Source organism: Stenomitos rutilans (genome assembly GCF_059505485.1).
Genome location: NZ_JCACKR010000070.1, coordinates 64,937 through 82,264, shown reverse-complemented (window position 1 = coordinate 82,264; position 17,328 = coordinate 64,937). Strand labels below are relative to the sequence as shown.

19 protein-coding genes are annotated in these 17,328 nt (G+C 50.3%); 8 read left to right on the top strand and 11 right to left on the bottom strand.

The genetic code is table 11. The features are described from left to right. Positions 1–136: 136 nt before the first annotated feature. Complete coding sequence (locus AC5JLP_RS12925; protein ID WP_496068321.1) at positions 137–460, bottom strand: phasin family protein; 324 nt, start codon at positions 458–460, stop codon at positions 137–139. Between the two features lie 269 nt (positions 461–729). Between AC5JLP_RS12925 and AC5JLP_RS12920 the strand changes: the two genes are divergently transcribed. Further along, complete coding sequence (locus AC5JLP_RS12920; protein WP_496068320.1) at positions 730–1,035, top strand: TIGR03792 family protein; 306 nt, start codon at positions 730–732, stop codon at positions 1,033–1,035. 207 nt (positions 1,036–1,242) lie between these two features. On the opposite strand, the gene rbp is transcribed toward AC5JLP_RS12920, so the two are convergent. Continuing rightward, a complete protein-coding gene (rbp, locus tag AC5JLP_RS12915; RefSeq protein WP_496068319.1) occupies positions 1,243–1,536 on the bottom strand; it encodes an RNA-binding regulator in 294 nt (97 codons plus the stop codon). A gap of 326 nt (positions 1,537–1,862) precedes the next feature. On the opposite strand from rbp, the gene AC5JLP_RS12910 reads away from it, so the two are divergent. Next, positions 1,863–3,071, top strand: a complete 1,209-nt coding sequence (locus tag AC5JLP_RS12910; RefSeq protein ID WP_496068318.1) for a 4-hydroxy-3-methylbut-2-enyl diphosphate reductase — start codon at positions 1,863–1,865, stop codon at positions 3,069–3,071. A 62-nt stretch (positions 3,072–3,133) separates the two neighbouring features. Here AC5JLP_RS12910 and AC5JLP_RS12905 read toward each other — a convergent pair whose 3' ends face one another. Further along, the gene (locus tag AC5JLP_RS12905; protein ID WP_496068317.1) at positions 3,134–5,269 is read right to left on the bottom strand and encodes an S-layer homology domain-containing protein; all 2,136 of its coding nucleotides are present in this window, start codon (positions 5,267–5,269) and stop codon (positions 3,134–3,136) included. A gap of 401 nt (positions 5,270–5,670) precedes the next feature. On the opposite strand from AC5JLP_RS12905, the gene AC5JLP_RS12900 reads away from it, so the two are divergent. The 4 genes from AC5JLP_RS12900 (at position 5,671) to AC5JLP_RS12885 (ending at position 9,000) form a co-directional block, all read left to right on the top strand. Continuing rightward, positions 5,671–6,033 (top strand): hypothetical protein, encoded by a 363-nt coding sequence (locus tag AC5JLP_RS12900; protein WP_496068316.1) that lies wholly within the window; start codon positions 5,671–5,673, stop codon positions 6,031–6,033. Positions 6,034–6,300: 267 nt separating this feature from the next. Next, a complete protein-coding gene (locus tag AC5JLP_RS12895) occupies positions 6,301–6,651 on the top strand; it encodes a YtxH domain-containing protein (protein ID WP_496068315.1) in 351 nt (116 codons plus the stop codon). 18 nt (positions 6,652–6,669) lie between these two features. Beyond that, positions 6,670–7,407: a DUF948 domain-containing protein gene (locus AC5JLP_RS12890; protein ID WP_496068314.1), complete on the top strand. Its 738-nt coding sequence runs from the start codon at positions 6,670–6,672 to the stop codon at positions 7,405–7,407. Positions 7,408–7,512: 105 nt separating this feature from the next. Further along, a complete protein-coding gene (locus tag AC5JLP_RS12885) occupies positions 7,513–9,000 on the top strand; it encodes a GTP-binding protein (protein ID WP_496068313.1) in 1,488 nt (495 codons plus the stop codon). A 29-nt stretch (positions 9,001–9,029) separates the two neighbouring features. On the opposite strand, the gene AC5JLP_RS12880 is transcribed toward AC5JLP_RS12885, so the two are convergent. The 4 genes from AC5JLP_RS12880 to queF form a co-directional block, all read right to left on the bottom strand. After that, complete coding sequence (locus AC5JLP_RS12880) at positions 9,030–9,260, bottom strand: hypothetical protein (RefSeq protein WP_496068312.1); 231 nt, start codon at positions 9,258–9,260, stop codon at positions 9,030–9,032. Continuing rightward, positions 9,250–9,519 (bottom strand): hypothetical protein, encoded by a 270-nt coding sequence (locus tag AC5JLP_RS12875; RefSeq protein ID WP_496068311.1) that lies wholly within the window; start codon positions 9,517–9,519, stop codon positions 9,250–9,252. The genes AC5JLP_RS12880 and AC5JLP_RS12875 overlap by 11 nt, the downstream gene beginning before the upstream one ends. A gap of 169 nt (positions 9,520–9,688) precedes the next feature. Continuing rightward, positions 9,689–10,393: a hypothetical protein gene (locus AC5JLP_RS12870; protein ID WP_496068310.1), complete on the bottom strand. Its 705-nt coding sequence runs from the start codon at positions 10,391–10,393 to the stop codon at positions 9,689–9,691. Further along, entirely contained in the window at positions 10,368–10,841 is a 474-nt protein-coding gene (gene queF / locus AC5JLP_RS12865) for a preQ(1) synthase (RefSeq protein WP_496068309.1), read from the bottom strand. Before queF ends, AC5JLP_RS12870 begins: the two co-directional genes overlap by 26 nt. A gap of 119 nt (positions 10,842–10,960) precedes the next feature. Here queF and AC5JLP_RS12860 point away from each other — a divergent pair, with 119 nt between their 5' ends. Then, positions 10,961–11,539, top strand: a complete 579-nt coding sequence (locus AC5JLP_RS12860; protein WP_496068308.1) for a hypothetical protein — start codon at positions 10,961–10,963, stop codon at positions 11,537–11,539. Between the two features lie 172 nt (positions 11,540–11,711). Further along, positions 11,712–12,059, top strand: coding sequence for a P-II family nitrogen regulator (locus tag AC5JLP_RS12855; protein WP_496068322.1), 348 nt, complete (start codon positions 11,712–11,714; stop codon positions 12,057–12,059). Positions 12,060–12,197: 138 nt separating this feature from the next. On the opposite strand, the gene AC5JLP_RS12850 is transcribed toward AC5JLP_RS12855, so the two are convergent. From AC5JLP_RS12850 to AC5JLP_RS12835, 4 genes are all read right to left on the bottom strand, one after another. Further along, a complete protein-coding gene (locus AC5JLP_RS12850) occupies positions 12,198–12,761 on the bottom strand; it encodes a GAF domain-containing protein (protein ID WP_496068307.1) in 564 nt (187 codons plus the stop codon). Positions 12,762–12,862: 101 nt separating this feature from the next. Then, positions 12,863–13,624: a DUF3891 family protein gene (locus AC5JLP_RS12845; protein ID WP_496068306.1), complete on the bottom strand. Its 762-nt coding sequence runs from the start codon at positions 13,622–13,624 to the stop codon at positions 12,863–12,865. 366 nt (positions 13,625–13,990) lie between these two features. After that, positions 13,991–15,769: a hypothetical protein gene (locus tag AC5JLP_RS12840; RefSeq protein ID WP_496068305.1), complete on the bottom strand. Its 1,779-nt coding sequence runs from the start codon at positions 15,767–15,769 to the stop codon at positions 13,991–13,993. 89 nt (positions 15,770–15,858) lie between these two features. After that, a complete protein-coding gene (locus AC5JLP_RS12835; protein WP_496068304.1) occupies positions 15,859–17,229 on the bottom strand; it encodes a DUF3370 domain-containing protein in 1,371 nt (456 codons plus the stop codon). Positions 17,230–17,328 lie beyond the last annotated feature (99 nt).

Below are 17,328 nucleotides of genomic sequence, written 5' to 3'. Positions count from 1 at the left end.
TTGAGGGGTTGCCCTCCGCAAAAATAGCACGGTGCCAGGTTAATTAATCCAGCATCAGGGCTTGGAGTATTCAATTGAATACTCCAAGCCCTAGTTTTTCTATCTCTGAGAGTGGTGGTTTTACACGAGTGTAAAATCAACGCCACAGTTTATTTTCAAGGTCTCTAAGCTGTCGTTCTAGACGATCGATACGACCACGCAATTCATCGACTTCGGACTGCCGGGGAACCCCGACATCTTGCATAATATTGCGAATTTGGCGTTGGATCTGTGACTCAAAGTTCCCCTGTTCTGACTTCAGCGTTTGCATGAGATCATCGACAACGTCCTTTGCTTGCTCTGGGTCGAGTTTGCCATCCTTAACGAGCTGATCGCCGACTTCTTTAAGTTTATCTGCTACCAATGATGTCGTACCAACACCAAGCATCAACAGCTGTGAAAGCCAGTTATTGTTATCCATGCCGTTTCCTTGTGATTATATGGTTGCAGTGATAAACGAAGTTACTTTTGAAGCTTCAGTTCCGTAGCGGTAGGATCATAAAGGGGCGCGATCGACAGTGTAAGGCTGCGCAGGACCTCAAAACAAAGTACTTTAGAGGGATTGTTTTACAAAGCCTTATTTTGTCAAATTTACTGCATACTTTATGCCAATACGGGTTACCTCGGATGTGGTTGTGTTCGTTAACGCTTAACGCTACAGTTCTATGTGCATTATCTCACTCCAGTTTTATGGTTATCGAGTGGTTAAAAGTTCAGGTTGTTCCAGAGCTGCGTGAAAAATACATCCAAAAAGATGAAGAGATTTGGACGACTGCTCTATCAAAATTTCCCGGCTACCTTGGTAAGCAGGTGTGGATCGATCCGAACAACTTGGATAAGGTGGTGCTGGTTATCCATTGGGCCAGCCGTGAAATGTGGAAATCTATACCCATTAAAGTTTTAGAGATGATTGAAATGCAGTTCGCTCAGCAAATGGGACAGAATACTTACAAAATTATTGAGGAGGGTGAGTATCAGGTACGAAAATTTCCTTAAAAGCTTGCTTAGAGCTTACCTTTAAGAAGGAAATTCAAAACCCTATGGGCATTTAGCTTTGCCTTTCTCAATAAATGAGGGAGACTCTTTTTCCGCAAAATAGATATTGTCGTCAGCACCATGAAGACCCTTAAGCTTCTTCAACCTAGAGCTAGGAAGTTAGTAGGGAAAATTGGGCTTGTGAACAACCTATGTCGGTGGCTTTGTCTAGTAGGAGCTATTTGAGAGGCTTTTGCCACCACCAGAGCCACGACTATCTTCGCGTGGTTTGGCTTTATTCACTTTCAGCTCACGCCCGAGCCATTCTGCGCCATCAAGCTCAGAAATGGCAAGATCTTCCTTTGATTCGTCCTTCATTTCGACGAAGGCAAATCCTCGCTTTCGACCTGTCTCGCGATCTGTAGGAAGGCTAATCCGACTGACTTCGCCGTACTCTGCAAATACTTCTCGTAAGTCGTCTTCAGTAGCCTGGAAGGACAGGTTACCAACGTAAATAGTCACGCTTCTCTCCAACCAAGTTTCGAGGGACATACTCAATAGATCTCAACGGTGCCAAAGCCTGGCAGGATACTTGAAATCGATCGAGATATTTGGGAGCTATCATAGCAGAATTTTTAGAGAGGCAGCACATCTTTAGCAAAATGTCTACAGCAAAGACTGAGGAATACCGTCGTCACAAAAGCTGGGACGGACTTTGCGATCGCCCTTTCTCGCCGCCGAAAATGAATCAGCTCTAGACTCTGAGGCTCTTTAGTTGCTTCACTACGTCAGCACGTATGATGAGAAGAGGTTACAGGTCTGGTGTGGTTGCAACAGGGAGAATGTTGATGGATACACGAGCATTTAAGCGATCGCTGAACAGTTCAGAGAACTACCATCGCAAGGGGTTTGGGCATGAAGCGGATGTTTCAGATCAAATGCAGTCGGAGTATCAGAGCAATCTGGTGCAGCAAATTCGCAGCAACAATTTCACCATTCAGCGAGGGGATGTAACCATTCGGCTGGCAGAGGCGTTTGGGTTTTGCTGGGGCGTTGAGCGAGCGGTGGCAATGGCGTATGAGACGCGGCAGCATTTCCCCACAGAGCAGATTTGGATCACGAATGAAATTATTCACAATCCATCGGTAAACCAGCGATTGCGGGAGATGAACGTGAATTTTATAAGCGTTACTAACGGAGAGAAAGATTTTTCTGGGGTCGATCCAGGCGATGTGGTGATTTTGCCTGCCTTTGGTGCCAGTGTGCAGGAGATGCAGTTTTTGAATGAACGGGGCTGCACGATCGTGGATACAACCTGCCCCTGGGTTTCAAAGGTCTGGACGACGGTTGAAAAGCATAAGAAGGTTGACTACACCTCCATCATTCATGGCAAATACAACCATGAGGAGACGGTTGCTACGAGTTCGTTTGCAGGCAAGTACCTGATTGTGTTGAACATGAAGGAAGCGGAATACGTTGTGAATTACATTCTTCATGGCGGCGATCGCGCTGAATTTATGACCAAGTTTGAACGTGCGTGTTCAGTTGGCTTTGATCCAGATCGTGATTTAGAGCGAGTTGGCATTGCGAATCAGACCACCATGCTGAAGGGTGAAACAGAACAACTGGCTAAGCTGTTTGAACGCACGATGATGCGAAAGTATGGGCCTGACCAACTTAATCAGCATTTCCTAAGCTTTAATACGATTTGTGATGCAACTCAAGAGCGTCAGGATGCGATGTTTGAGCTAGTAGAAGAACCCTTAGATCTAATGATTGTAGTCGGAGGATACAACTCCTCTAATACGACTCATTTGCAAGAGATTGCAACTGAACGAGGTATTCCCTCGTACCACATCGATAGTGCCGACCGGATTGGCCCGGACAACCGCATTGAGCATAAGCCGCTGAAACGCGATCTAGAAGTGGCCGAAGATTGGCTACCTGTTGGCCCCGTTGTTGTAGGGATTACGTCGGGGGCTTCAACGCCAGACAAAATTGTTGAGGATGTTTTAGAGAAAATTTTTGAGCTAAAGGCGATCGTGCCCGTGACGTAGCTCACTTGTCTAGCAGAGAGGTACGGAGCGCTGGGTTTAACCGTACCTCTATGAGACGTTGGTTAGACAGAGACGATGTATGGGGAACTAATGGCGGGAACTCGCCCTGTCTGGAAGAGTCCTTGGTAAACGATCGCCACAACTTCTGCACGGGTTGCCTCACGGGTCGCATTCAACTGTCGTACGGTGGGGAAGTTGACGACAATTTTGGCTTTGGTTGCGGCGGCTACGGCATCCTGAGCGTTTTGGGGTATAGTGTTGCGATCGTCGTAGGCATTTAGCAGGCTGAGATCACCCGCAGGCAGACTCAACCCGCTCACTAGCGAGAGCCAAACCTGAAGGCGCAACACATTTTGGTTTGGCTTAAACGTGCCATCAGGGAACCCAGAGATAAAACCGCCCTGGTATGCCTGGTCAATCGCGGGTTTTGCCCAGAAGTTAGCAGGAATATCAGCAAAGGCAGACAGGGCGCGTTTAGATGGTGGGTTAAAGGCTTTGGCGATAATGGCGGCGTACTGGGCGCGATTCATGGTGACATCGGGCTTAAAGCTACCGTCTTCAAACCCGCTAACCAAATTTTGATTTGCCATAGCAATAATAAAGTCACTGGCCCAGTGACCTTGAATGTCTGTGAAGAGGGGGATTGGGGTATCGGGAGAGACAATGAATGGGGAAGCGATCGCGGGTGCTCGATTGAGGGCTACTAGTGATTGATAAATGATTGCCACGACCTCTGCACGCGTGATATCTCGCATGGGTTCTAGCTGTCTGATATTAGGATGGTTAACGACAATGCGGCGCTGGGTCGCAGTTGCTACTGTTTCGGTCGCGAAGCTGGGAATCTGAGCGCGATCGCCATAGACCTTCAGTGCATCTAGAACGCCGCCTGTAAGGTTGATGCCGCTAATGAGCGAAACGATCGCCTGCACACGAGTCAAGTTTTGATTGGGGCGAAAGGTATTGTCCGGAAAGCCACTAATAAAGCCCATCTGGTTCGCCTTGGTGATAAAGTCAGCCGCCCAAAAGCTTTGCGGTACGTCACTAAAACTTTTAGCGGACTGCTTGGCCGGTAAATCAAAGGCTTTTGCAATGACGGCTGCATACTGAGCGCGTGTGATGGGCGCTTCTGGCTTAAAGGTGCCATCTGGAAAGCCGCTAATAAAGCCTCGGCTCACCAACCCCTGGATAAACCCTTCTGCCCAATGCCCTTGGGTATCGTTAAAACCAGCCGGAGTTGAAGGTGGGATAGATGGTGTGGGAGTTGGTGCAGGGGTTGGGACTGGAGTCCCCGATGGAGAAGGCACTGGAGTTGGAATCTCATTGCCCACGAAGGAGATCGCACCCTGTACTTTGGTGGGGTCAACTTGATTACCAGCGGAGATAAGTGTCACCGTTGTGCCATTTTGAATATCAAACTGCCCATTTTGTCGAAAAATATTGCCGCCTGGTGCCTGACTACTGCCCAAATCTGGTAGGGCTGTTTCGGTCACGACTAAGCCTGTCTCCGTATTGTTTTGAACAACATTGCTTCGCAGTACTGCTTTTGCTTGCTTGTTAATCACAATGCCCGCACGATTTTCAGAAATTTGGTTTTCTGCTAATAGCGGTGCAGCACTATCGCCCACTGCAATCCCAAAACCAGTTTGCCGACACACGTTTTGCCGCCATTCTCCTTTAGAGTTGCGGGTAATTGAGAAGCCACTGGCAGAATTTTGGATGGCAACATTGCCAATGACCAGAGGATTGGCGGTACCTGTGGCAAAAATGCCTTCCCGTTTGCAATTGGTGAAGGTATTGTTGGCGATCGTCGGATTCGTTGACTCTACCCAAACCCCAGTACCACGAATCTCTGGGTTTGTGACGGTTACACCCTTGAGTTGCGCATTATTAGCTAGTTGAAAGGTGACGTTCTGATTAGCAAAGGTCGGGCTGGGAAAAATGCCGCTACCAGAGATTAAAATACCGCTACCTTTACTTGCTTCGCTGCCGACAACGGCCACGCTTGAAGGGATCTTGATGGGAAAGGCTTCGCCGCTTGCTGCGCTGTAGTTGCCAGCAGCTAGTTGAATGGTTGTGCCTGCCTGAGCTACCTGAAGCGCACGAGTGAGCGTTTTAAAGGGCGCTGCCTGTGTCCCTTTTCCACCGTCATTGCCTGTTACTGGATTGACAAACAGGGGAGTCGAAGTCGCTTGCACCATAATGGTTCCTCTCTCTCAGATGATTATTGCCTTCAATGCCGACTTTGGTGATTCCGCGTTGCATTCGTTCATGCTTGCTGTTGCTGAACGTTGTAAAGCACAAGCGTAAGGTTACGTTCGTGCATAGCAGTAGGAGGCCGAAAAGAAAGCCTCGGCTCTCATGCGTTGCCCACTGCGATGTGTCTAATCAACGTGTGTACTCTATCGCTCCAAAAGAAACTGGCCTTACAATACTTCAAAGACTAAGCGTTGCTATCGGCTAGATCGCTTCGGGGTCAGTGGATGCTTTTGAGCAATAGAGGGTCGTCGCGAGCTTTGTTAAGTTGAAGTTTGGTCCAAAAGCTGTGAAGTCGATGCATTTGCAGCCTGGTTAAGTGTTTGACTCGTATAGGAAATATTTGATGTTGCTGGTCGCTGTGTTAGTCTGCAATGTGCTGATTGGCCTGTTCTGCTTAGGGGCAGCCTGGCAGCTTTGGCGGCTCAAACACCGTCTGGCAAGAGCCGCTAACACGCTGTCTTCCTTTGAGCGATCGGTGCGTCGGGTACTGCATTGCGCGCCAGAGGTTGTTGGTCGTGGGCATGCAGGTATTCATCAATTGCGTGAACAGTATCGGGGGCTGGAGACTCAGCTTCAACAGGCTCAACAGGCGTTAGCGTTGCTTAACTTAGGACAAGCACTCTGGCAGCAACGGTTTTTGCTCAGTAGGCGTCGATCGCGATCGACGCCCGCCGTCATGCCACCCCGCACTCGACGATCACTTTAACGATCAACGCTTCCAGAGCCCGTGAAGGCAGCGATTCAGCTTCTACAGGAAGCTTACGGAAGTAAGCCGCAATCATCTGGGTAATGTTGGGGTAGATTAGAAGGTGTTGGTCGAGCCAGTGCTGCTACGCCTTCATGAACATGAGTGTCTTGCTTCAGTTCTTCAAACACCTTTCAGAAGCCGTCGGCATCCGAGTAACAACGGGCTGTCTCCTGGCGCTTTACCCAGAAACACGCGAGTCATCGTTCAAAAAGGAAAGACCAGAATATGTCAAATAACCGCTCTGGAGCATTTCTGGGAGGGTTGCTGGTAGGAACGGCGATCGGAACCATCACGGGTATCCTCTTAGCACCGCGTGCTGGTCGTGAAACTCGCCAGTTTTTGAAAAAATCAGCTGATGCCTTGCCAGAACTGGCTGAAGATTTGTCTAGCAGCGTGCAACTGCAAGCCGATCGCCTGTCTGAGTCAGCGTTGCGCAATTGGGATGGTACGCTAGTGCGGCTGCGAGAAGCGATCGCGGCTGGGTTTGAAGCCAGCCAGGAACATCAGGCGTTGGAAACGGTTGATACTAACCATACGCCTGAACTTGACCCGCCGGTTCACGATAAATTGCTGTAGGCTGCTGTAGGCGAAACTGTGAGCAATCCGTTGTTCTGGCTAGTGTTGTCTTTGCTGTTTGTCACGGTCAGCTTGACGATTGTGCTGGTTGTGGCAATCCCGACGCTTAAAGAGCTTTCCCGTGCAGCTCGCAGTGCTGAGAAGCTGTTCGATACGCTTCGGCGAGAATTCCCACCGACTCTCCAGGCGATTCGGCTCACGGGGCTGGAGATTAGCGATTTAACCGATGATGTGAGTGAAGGGGTACAGAGTGCAGGGCAAGTTGTTAAACAAGTTGATCAAAGCTTGACGGGAGCGCGGCAACAGGCGCAACGGGTGCAATCCACCACTCGCAGTGTGGTGATTGGCTTTAAGGCAGCTTGGCGTACCTTTACCCGATCGCCAAAATCGGCTTCTCAGCGTCGTTCAGTTGAGCGCGGTTCTGCATCCCGACCGGATGAATTTGAAGGCTTGCTACGAGATAACGGGTGCTCTAACGATGGTTTATCAGGCAGCACACGTCTTAAAACTCGACGGTTAGAGGCTGAAGAAAGCTCAACCCCAACCCCAATCACTCGCAGGCCTGAGCCAACGTTGCGAGAACCCAGTCCGCCTACTACCCACGATCATTGGCAGTCTGATTCTCTCTCTAACAACGCTGAGCGGTTGCGATCGTCCTCTCGCCAGCCTGAAGCCCCTACTGATGGGCCGAATGTTTCCCAAACAGAACCGAAACCGCTGAATATTCACTCAGAAGACATTAGTAGCGACGAGTAGAGTTTGCAAAGGCAGAGAGCGAGACGCTATCAGTCAATCTCGTTTAGCTTTGCTCTAAAATCGCTAGGATGAAGCAGTCGCTGTCAATGATGCCTGCTCCTATCTATGTCTGAATCGATGCCAGTGGGGGTGCCCTCCCCCAGCCAATTTAGTCAAGAACTGGACGAAGCCATTTTAGGCTTTGAAGACATTCAGGCAGAGCTAAATTATCGGCAGGCGCAGAGCGCGCTGCATACCTTAGTCGAAAATCTGGATTTAACGCCGCAAGAACGACGCGGGTTAGAACCAGAAATCGGTGGGTTAGAAACGCTGCTGGATAAGCTCGATCGCCAGGTTGTTCACATTGCCGTCTTTGGGATGGTGGGACGGGGCAAGTCGTCGTTGCTGAATGCCTTGTTGGGCGATCGGGTTTTTGAGACAGGCCCCATTCATGGCGTCACGCGTGATTGCCAGACCGCTAGCTGGGACATTAAACGCGAGGCGATCGCGGGTAGCCATCGCCCCATTTTGCGTGTTGCTCTCCCCAGCGTCGGCGAATCCCACATCGAACTCATTGACACTCCTGGCATTGATGAAGTGCATGGTGAAGCGCGGGAAGCTTTAGCACGCCAAGTCGCCAAGCAAGCAGATCTCATTCTGTTTCTCATTGCTGGCGATATGACGAAAGTAGAATACCAGGCGTTATCAGAGCTTCGGAATGCCAGTAAGCCTATCCTGCTGGTGTTTAACAAGATTGATCAGTATCCGGATGCCGATCGTCTCGCCATTTATCACAAAATTCGAGATGAGCGCGTCAAGGAATTACTCTCACCCGATGAAATTGTGATGGCAGCCGCATCGCCGCTAGAAGCAAAGGCTGTGCGTCGTCCCGATGGCCGGGTTGCCGCAAAACTCAGCACAAGCGATCCCCAAATTGACGAACTCAAGCTGAAAATCTTGGAAATCCTGGCGCGAGAAGGCAAAGCGCTAGTGGCACTCAACACGATGCTCTTTGCCGGTGATGTGAATGAGCGTCTGGTTGAACGCAAAATGGTGCTCCGTAACCAGAATGCCGATCGCACCATCTGGAATGGGGTGATGACGAAGTCAGTGGCGATCGCCCTCAACCCCATCATGATAGTCGATGTTGTCAGCAGCGCGGTCATTGATGTCGCCCTGATCCTGACCCTCTCCAGGCTGTACGGCATCACCATGACACAACACGGTGCCGTCAGCCTGCTGCAAAAAATTGCCCTGGCAATGGGTGGTGTGACCGCAAGTGAACTGCTGGCAACCCTGGGACTCGGTTCCCTGAAGAGCCTCTTGGGTTTGGCAACCCCCGCAACGGGTGGTGTCTCGCTCGGTGCTTATGTGTCTGTAGCTCTGACTCAAGCGGGAGTGGCAGGAGTCTCAACCTATGCGATCGGGCAAATCACCAAAGCCTATCTCGCCAACGGTGCCTCCTGGGGCGATGATGGTCCCAAAGCCGTCGTTACCCGCATTCTTGCCTCCCTCGACGAAACCTCTATTCTCAACCGCATCAAAGACGAACTCCGCGCCAAACTCGACTTGAATCGACGCAAAAATAAACGTCAGCGTGCTGTAAATGAATAATTGCTGACGCTGATGCATGGTTGATTCGCTCAAGGGACGTGATAGGCAGTAATTGCCGTTGTTTCGTCAGGACTATAAATGGCTTCAATTCGCCTGAACGTTGAATGGCTCCACCACGTTTTGATGCGCTTTCCCTTTGCTGGGGCTTTGCCAATCTTGGTATAGCCTGCATTGATCAGAAGCGCATCAAACTCTTGGGCTGGTAAAGTTTTAGCTGCAATTTGCGAAATCCCGTCAAGCTTATGCTTGTTAAGGGTCATAGCTACCTTGATAGGTGCTGTAAATGCGGTAGCCAGGTAACACGAGGGCGATACCGACTGGATGATGAATGGTCCCTGGATAGGTTTCTTCCGGCAAACTACCCCCCAAGCGGATTTTGAGCGGTCCTAACCAAAGGTAGAAGCCCGGAATTAACGCATCCAGGCTGTAGGCGATCGCTCTTAGATCAAGGTCAGCGTGCTTGGACTCAGCAACGGTTGGCTGACACACAGGCTTTTTGTCATGATCAGGAATACGCACTAACCTAACTCCCTGTAAACCTCATTCAAGAGAAAAAACTTTAGCCAGATTGCTCTAATGCCTGACTGCCTTTCATCCTAGCGAAAAGAGTGATTAAGCGATCGCCATACCACTGTCACAAACTCAAATAAATTAGAGTGCAATTTTAGCGATGAGGTTAAGTTGGTGATCAGAACTGACTGAAGATTGCACCCGCGATCGCACCGATTATTCCACCTGCCCGAAAAAGAAGTGGCAGTTCATACAAAAGAATTTCTAAAAAAGATTGGCATGGCAATAGAAGCACATTCCATCTTGGCAATTTAGCTTTGTCACGATATAAATTTTCTAACTGGAGAAAGCTGAAGAACTCTGAGCTTGTTTCATGCACAGTCCTTAAACAAACGAGTGTAACCGTTCCTGCTAGTGCCCCGATTAGGATACCAATTAAAACTCTGCCCCGATCGGTAGCCGTAATCACTTCTAGATAGTAAGTTCCAACCGTTGCAGCGACGATCGCACCCCCAATCGCTCCGATTCCGCCGCCCAAAACTGGAGCGATCGAGATGCCATAAAATCGTTCTGAGTCATCCGCGTTTTCTACAGCCCAATATAAGCTGAGCGCCACAAACAGCAGCAAAGTCCCGACTGATGCTCCAACCACTGCTCCGATCACAAACTTAGCCCAAGCGTTTGCCTCTGAAATCGCTTTCAAACACCAAATGACAGTAAAAGCTACAGCAACCAGAGTCGCTAGCAGTAAGACAAGGTATATCGTCGCGGCTAACATCCAGCCGATTAAAGGCTGTGCAGCCAATGATTCAAAGTAAGGATGCACATTCTTAGTAAAAGACTGCAATTCCTGTGGATCAACGTTGTCTCCGATTTTTGCCATCAGTTGCCTGGTACATTTCTTTCTTGTGCTCGACCTCAATCACCGTATGGACATTGCCACGCGGTAAGAAATCGCCTTTGATTTTCACCTCCAGGGGATCGCAGGTGGCAACGAAATCATCCAGGATTTGGTTGACGGATTCTTCGTGGGAGATGTAGCGATCGCGGTAGCTATTGATATACAGCTTGATGGCTTTCAGTTCCACGACCCGTTGGTTGGGCACATAGGAGAGATAAATGGTCGCAAAGTCTGGGTAGCCGGAAAAGGGGCACTTGCAGGTAAACTCTGGCAGCGTGATGTGAATGTCGTAACGCCGTCCTGGTCGGGGATTGGGGAACGTGATGAGTTGGCCTTCGGCAATATGACGCTCACCATACTTGAGCTCAGAAGCTTCATCCGAGAGACTAGATTCAGGTGACGAAAATTGCTGCGTTTCGGGATGGCTCATGGTCATGCGTAAAGTAATGGGCAGATTTTCGAGAAGTTCTTGACGAATTTTGCTTCGATTCTTCTAATTGCGGCTATTCTGAGCGTAGTTTATCGACTCTAGCGTTCCGACGTAGACCTATGACATCTAGAATAAACGCCAAACAGCCTCCGCGAAAGGCTCAAGCATCCAGTGTGCCAAAAGCACCCATTAACCCTCAGGCTCCGTCAGTGCCTATTTCACTGTATCGAGAAGTTGCCACTGAACTCAAGGCCGCACAGGCAAAAATGGAGTCACTCACCGTTCAAAACCAGCAGTTGTCTCAACAGAATCAGCAGTTGCGGGTCGAAATTGAGCGAGTGGTGCAGTCTGCTTTACAGCTTCGACAGACGGCTGATGCCCATTTGCCTGCAAATCAGTTACCTGCACATCAAGCATCCGTTTCGCCTTCAGCCTTGCAGGGGTTAGAGCTGCACTTTCAGCCGCCTGCTGCGCCAACGAATGCGTCTAATGCCGTTACGCCAGAGGCACTGGAAACCGGAGCAACCGCCCCTCGATCGCTCTTTACAGAACAGGAAGGCAAACTCCGTCAGGCAGCTTCTAAAGAGCGGAATGCCGAAATGGGTGGTTGGTGGTTGGCGATCGTCATCTGCTTCATTATTGTGACGGCTTTTGGGACAGGCTTTTTTATCGTACGCCCACTCTTGCCTTCGCGCTGAAACCTTGGTATGACGGTCGATCGACTGTCTTCTAGCCAGTCGCTCCCATCCTGCTTTTGCCAAAGCATCGCAACACGTTACGAAAAATTGTATCTTTGTCTACAAAACGGACGCTTTTGACGGTGATAAAAAGTGTCTTGCTGGACAATTGACCGCGTCGATAAAACAAGGAGTGTGGGAATTGAAAAAGGTTGAAGCAATTATTCGTCCTTTCAAGCTTGATGAAGTCAAAATCGCTTTAGTCAACGCTGGCATTGTGGGTATGACCGTTTCCGAGGTCAGAGGCTTTGGGCGACAGAAAGGGCAAACGGAGCGCTATCGTGGCTCTGAGTACACGGTTGAGTTTTTGCAAAAGCTGAAAGTGGAGATCGTGGTTGAAGATGACCAGATTGATATGGTAGTCGAAAAAATTATTGTCGCTGCCCGCACAGGTGAAATTGGGGACGGCAAAATCTTTATTACCCCAGTCGATCAAATCATTCGTATTCGTACAGGAGAGAAGAACTTGGAAGCGATCTAGTGTTCGCTAGCAAAGTCTTCAAGCTGCTAGCAGCCTGAGCATGCTTGGGCTGCTAAATTCTATGGGAGCGTGTTTGGAGGTCGTTTGCTGCTTCCAAAAGTGGGGTAAGAGCGGATACCTGCTTTCAAAATGCTTATACTACTTGCTCTCAGGCATGGCAGTGATTAACAAGCCCTCAGTAGCCGCTTTAATATACGCGATCGCTTTAGGCATGATGGCTAGAACGATCTGATTGATGACTTGCCTTTCTACTGCTGTCCATTGCCTTGGACGCTCAAACAGGCAAGGTTGCAAAACGCCCCAAAGCTGGTTGTGCTGGCACAGGTGAGCATGAATTAAAGCCCGATGCCCAAAGCTTCGACGCTCGAACACTTGACTTAAAACGTCCGGGCTGGCGGTTTCAACATCCTCAACAAAGATCGATGGATCTGTTCGTAAAGCGGCGGCAAACATCGGATCTTCATCCGGTAGGGAAACTGGCTCTCGCTTCCAGGCTTTGTCGTAGATGATAGGGATAGCGGCATGGCGTATCCAGTAAAAGGGGACTCTGCCTAAGCACGTGGCTGGATCGCGCAGGTAAAGAAAGCAGCGATCGCAGTCTAAGAACTCTCCTATGGCTGGCATGAGAGCTTTAAAGAGTGCTTCAGGCGTTGGTGAAGTCGTAAGAATTTGGGTAATTACTGGCGGAACGAAATCGGTCATCAGTCTGTGTTTCAAATGTGTGGACAATTTCCTGAAGGACTTAACATGCAGTGCCCCTACAGAATGGGGATTTGTACACTATCAAGGCCCATGTCTAGCAATCAACTCAACGGGTTTTCCTGCATCGTTTCAGAGGCTTCTTTCACAAACGCCCATTCCAGGAGCTTACGTGGGGAGTGTTTTAACGCCTCTACCAGGCTTTCGTTGTCGTCAAAGGTGACTTGTGACAGCGATGTGGCTTCGACGTTGACTGTAAAGCGATCGTCCTCAAAGCACCAGGGCGTAACCGTAATGAGTCCGCTATTGTGTCGAATCACGTCATAGCGCTTGCCATCAGGCCCTTTGCTGATTTCTAGCGCTCGTTCGTCCATTGGGAGCTTGTGTTGACACAGAATGAGCGAGAGGCGATCGCACCACTGCATAAAGGCATAGGCACTGGTCGCTTCGTCTTCGGATGCCTCCACTTCTTTGCGCCATCGCTTTTGACTATCTGCTTGTTCGTCCAAGAACGCATCGGCTTCGGTAGAGGTACCGCGCTTGCTGGCATTGAGATGCGTCTGGTGCATTGAATTGAGCAGTGCGACCCAGTGACTCCGATACAGTGCGCGTTCAATGTGTTCCCGTAGCGGTTCATAGTCATCGCCCTCCTCCATGAGAAAATCTTTTGGCGTACCTGCTTCGGTCAGGTGATTGCCTTCCCACTCTTTTTCTAAATCATCGTGGTGTGAGATGGCAGCGATCGTTTCATAGAGTCGAGGGGGCGCATCTTTCCGTCGCCAGTGTCCAGCAATTTGTGCGGCAAGTAAGGCATGGGCACGGTGGTAAATCACCAGCCAACCATTCTGGGTCGGATGAACAATCATAGTAAACGTCTTCTCACTGAACGTCGCAAAAGTATGAATGGCTAAGAAGGCAATACGGCTCAGTCAAGCAACAAAAAATCTCCGCGACAGGATCTGTCTGTGCAGGACGCTGTTTGGTCTAATCAGCAAATTTTGGGATGTCGCTTGCAGCTTGCTGAAACTCAACTGAGCGATCGCGGGAGCGTAGGCTGTTGATCAGGTCACAAAGCCACCAGCAATCGATCGAACAATTAATAAAAGGGTGACTGTTCACTATGAACAAAAGTAGCTAATCGTTCAACTTATGCACTCTATCCGACGGCTGAATCGCTGTTTGAGCCGTGCTGATGCTTGCACCAAGCTGGAAAAGCAGCATAGCGGAAGATTCTAAAGCACTGAGAAAATGAAGCCTATCAAGAGCCAGTTCAGTATGAACCGAATGATTATCATCACAAAGACTCCGAGAGCAACAGAGCCATAGCCTGAGGCCCAATCAACACGAAGATCTTTGACCCATATTTGAGTTAGACCCAGTGCTAAACAGGTCAAAGGCACTCCACCAAACAAATGTAGATGTGCGCCCGATAGCACGATCAATAGCGTATCGAGTGTGCCTAGAATTGATGCTGTCTGAAATAGCCCTCGGAACGTGTAGATCTGGAAGCCGAAGTTGAAGGCTGAAGCGGCAAATAGCCCGATCGCCGTGAAGAGTGTGCCGCCGCCCAACATGATAAGGATCTGGTAGACCTTGAGCGATCGCTGCATAGGCTCCCATTCTTGCTTACCTTTATACGGCTCTTCGGGCCAGCCATTCGGTAAGACGACATGTTTGACCAGTCGGATTCGATCGTCTTGATTTGTGAACAAGCACGCCGATCGAAAGACGGTTTCTTCAGCCGTTGGACTGGCCTGCGGCATTTTTACGTTTCTTTGAGGAACCGTTTTTAGTTGCGCCTCGACCATCATGACTCCCGGCGAGATCGGCTCTTTGCGGATTGAGGAATCGTAACGCTCTTTTTGCCGATTGAGGTTTCGCGGTACCTTTGCACCGACGGCGTTGACACAGATCTCCACACCCCTTTCTTCCATTTCAGGCGTAAAGGGGGTTGCAGACTCTTTCAGGTCGTGCAGAGTTTGTTCTCCAACCAGTTGCACCGCAAGCTGACAATAGGCTGGTGCGCCCGCTGCATCCTGGCAGACTTCTGTTGCGGCAGGTGGCTTGGCGAGTAGCTTGATGGCTCCAATGAGCAGCACCACAAACAGCGCGACCAACCCAATCATCACGAATTTGGACTTGTTGGTTTGGCTGGGGGATTGAGCAGTTGAGTTAATTGGTGAGGGTTGAGCAGGTCGAGAGTGGGGAGATTGATACAGCGACGCAGTACTCTCGGTTGCGTGCGGTTCTGGGGTGTCATTTGTAGTCGCTTCGGTTGGTGCTGGCTCCTTTGGCAGCGTGAATTCTTTGATCTTGTAAGGACTACTGCTTTTCGTTTTTTGCTTATACAGTTGAATGAGATCAATGTCAGACAAGTTGAGCGGTAGCAGCAGGTTTTGCACCGTTTTGGCAAACGTATCTCCTTCCAGAATTTGGTCAGTTTTAGCCGTGAGTTTGAGGGTGCGATCGCTCTGGGCTACCTCAAACACCAGGGCTTCGGTTCCCATTGTCTGATTGAGGTGTGCAGTAATGGCATCGAGATCGGTGGCGGAAGGGGCTGTTGGCGCGATCGCTGGATGGCCTTCCTGGTTATGGCTTTCCTGGTTAACGGTCGAGCTGTCTTCTGCTAACGCTGAATCGTCTACCCCCGCCTCAGGCGCTGGTTTAGCGGGTTCTGTCGGTTGAGGTGCTGAACTCGCGATCGTATCTGCCGCCGCGATTGCAAAGGTTTCGCTCCAGGTGGATGTGTTCGTTCCTTTTAACCGCCCAACAACACCCAGGGTATGCAGTCCGGGAATTTGCAGCGCTGCAATGCCTTTGCGGATATAGGGTGCCAGAACCGTCTGATCGGGAATCGGTTGCCCCTCTAGCAGCACGCGCAGATGCCCCTTCTGATAGGCAACTTTGACTGCAATGCCTTTGGGTTGCAAAGCGCGATTCATTAAAGCGGCGATCGCGGTTAAGTCTCCCTGCTTGGCAAGAGCCGTCAGGTTAGGCGGTTGGGAAGTCATACACAGGTGATCAGCAAGAGCGAAAATTTGCTGTTAAGATACCCACTTCTACAAGCAAAATCGCTCTGATAAGGAATTTTTCTACGAACTTATGGCGACGTACTCAGCGTTTGAATGGTCAGCATTTGAGGCGGCGTTGCATCGGGTGGGTAGAGAAAATCAACGTGTACTAAGCGTCGATCGCCTGGGGGCATGGTAAGCGTTGCCAACGGTTCGCCCAGTTGCCCCCGACGCTGTACTAGATGCCAGTACTGAGTGCGAGGTAAGCCGCGATCGTCGTTGTAGCGAATGCGAACGGTGCCTCGAAAGAATACGCTGGTATAGGGCGGTTGCCGGAACCGCAGCCCTGCTTTAGTTAACGTATCTTCCTTCAGTGGCGTTTGAAGTAACACCTGCACGGTTTGCGGTGCGTCTGTGTTGTTGATGAGGGGAAAGGTGAGATCATACTCAATGCCGTAGTTGCCATGAGCCTGATACGCTGTACCTGGATAACGGCTCAGCAGCGTGGCGCTCTGGTTTTGCCCGGTGCCCATTTTGCCTGCTAAAAGCGTGCTTAAGCCGTAGGAGTAGGCTTGCCCCCGCTGTGGAATCGCTAACAAGCGGCTGTCTGGATCGGTAACCTGTGTGCGCCATTGGGAACCTTGCGCCACGGCTGCCACACGACCGTAGATTTCTGACCCGGTAGGACGATCGGGCGGACTAGGCGCTGCTTCACGAGGGCCAGCAAAATCACCTGTTTTCAGCAGGGCTTCCCATTCTTCTAAAGTGGGGGCACGTTCGCTCCCATCAGGACTCTCTTTGGCAAACATGGCTAGATTTGCCATATAAACGGCACCGCTGCTATAAAGCCGTGCCAGCGTCGATCGCCCATTCAAGGGTGGCTTTAAAGTGCGGACAGGAATAGGCAGATTCATCAGCATTCGGCTCTGCCTAGGAGGAATGACCAGTCGATCGACCCATCCGGCCTGTCGTTTGCCTCGCAGCACGTCATTCATCGCCCGATCGCCTGGCCCTGAGTAAACCGTGCCTAATGCATTATCAAGGTGATCGGGAAGCGCAATGAATTCGGCATCGGGCTGGCTAAGGTAGCTGGCGGCTTGCAGCACATCAACCGTTACAGGCTCATCGCCGGGGTTGTAGACAATCACGCCCAGGTAGAGCGATCGCAAATCGTCAGGGGTTTCGATCGCCCGTGCAATGTGATGCGAAAACAGGTCAAACCGTCCACGAAAGGAAAAATCGAGATGTGCTCCTGGCACCCGCTTCCCGTGGGGCGGAAAGGTTGAGAGCAAAATGCCCTCAGTTTTCACCACCTCCGGGTTATTGCTGTTAAAAACGGGCACCTGATCAAGCTCACCCGGCAACGGACGTGTCTGTTGCGGGATGACAATTTCCTGCGGTGCAGCGGGAGTCATGGGCACGGCTTGAGCAAGCAACATACTGACAAGCAACGAAAGCATAAACGGTCTGAACCTGGCGACTGACCGTTATTCAGTCTACGGCGAGTTGTTGCCCTTGAAGCACTCCATTTCTTTGTTTTCACAAATTAGTGTCTGCGG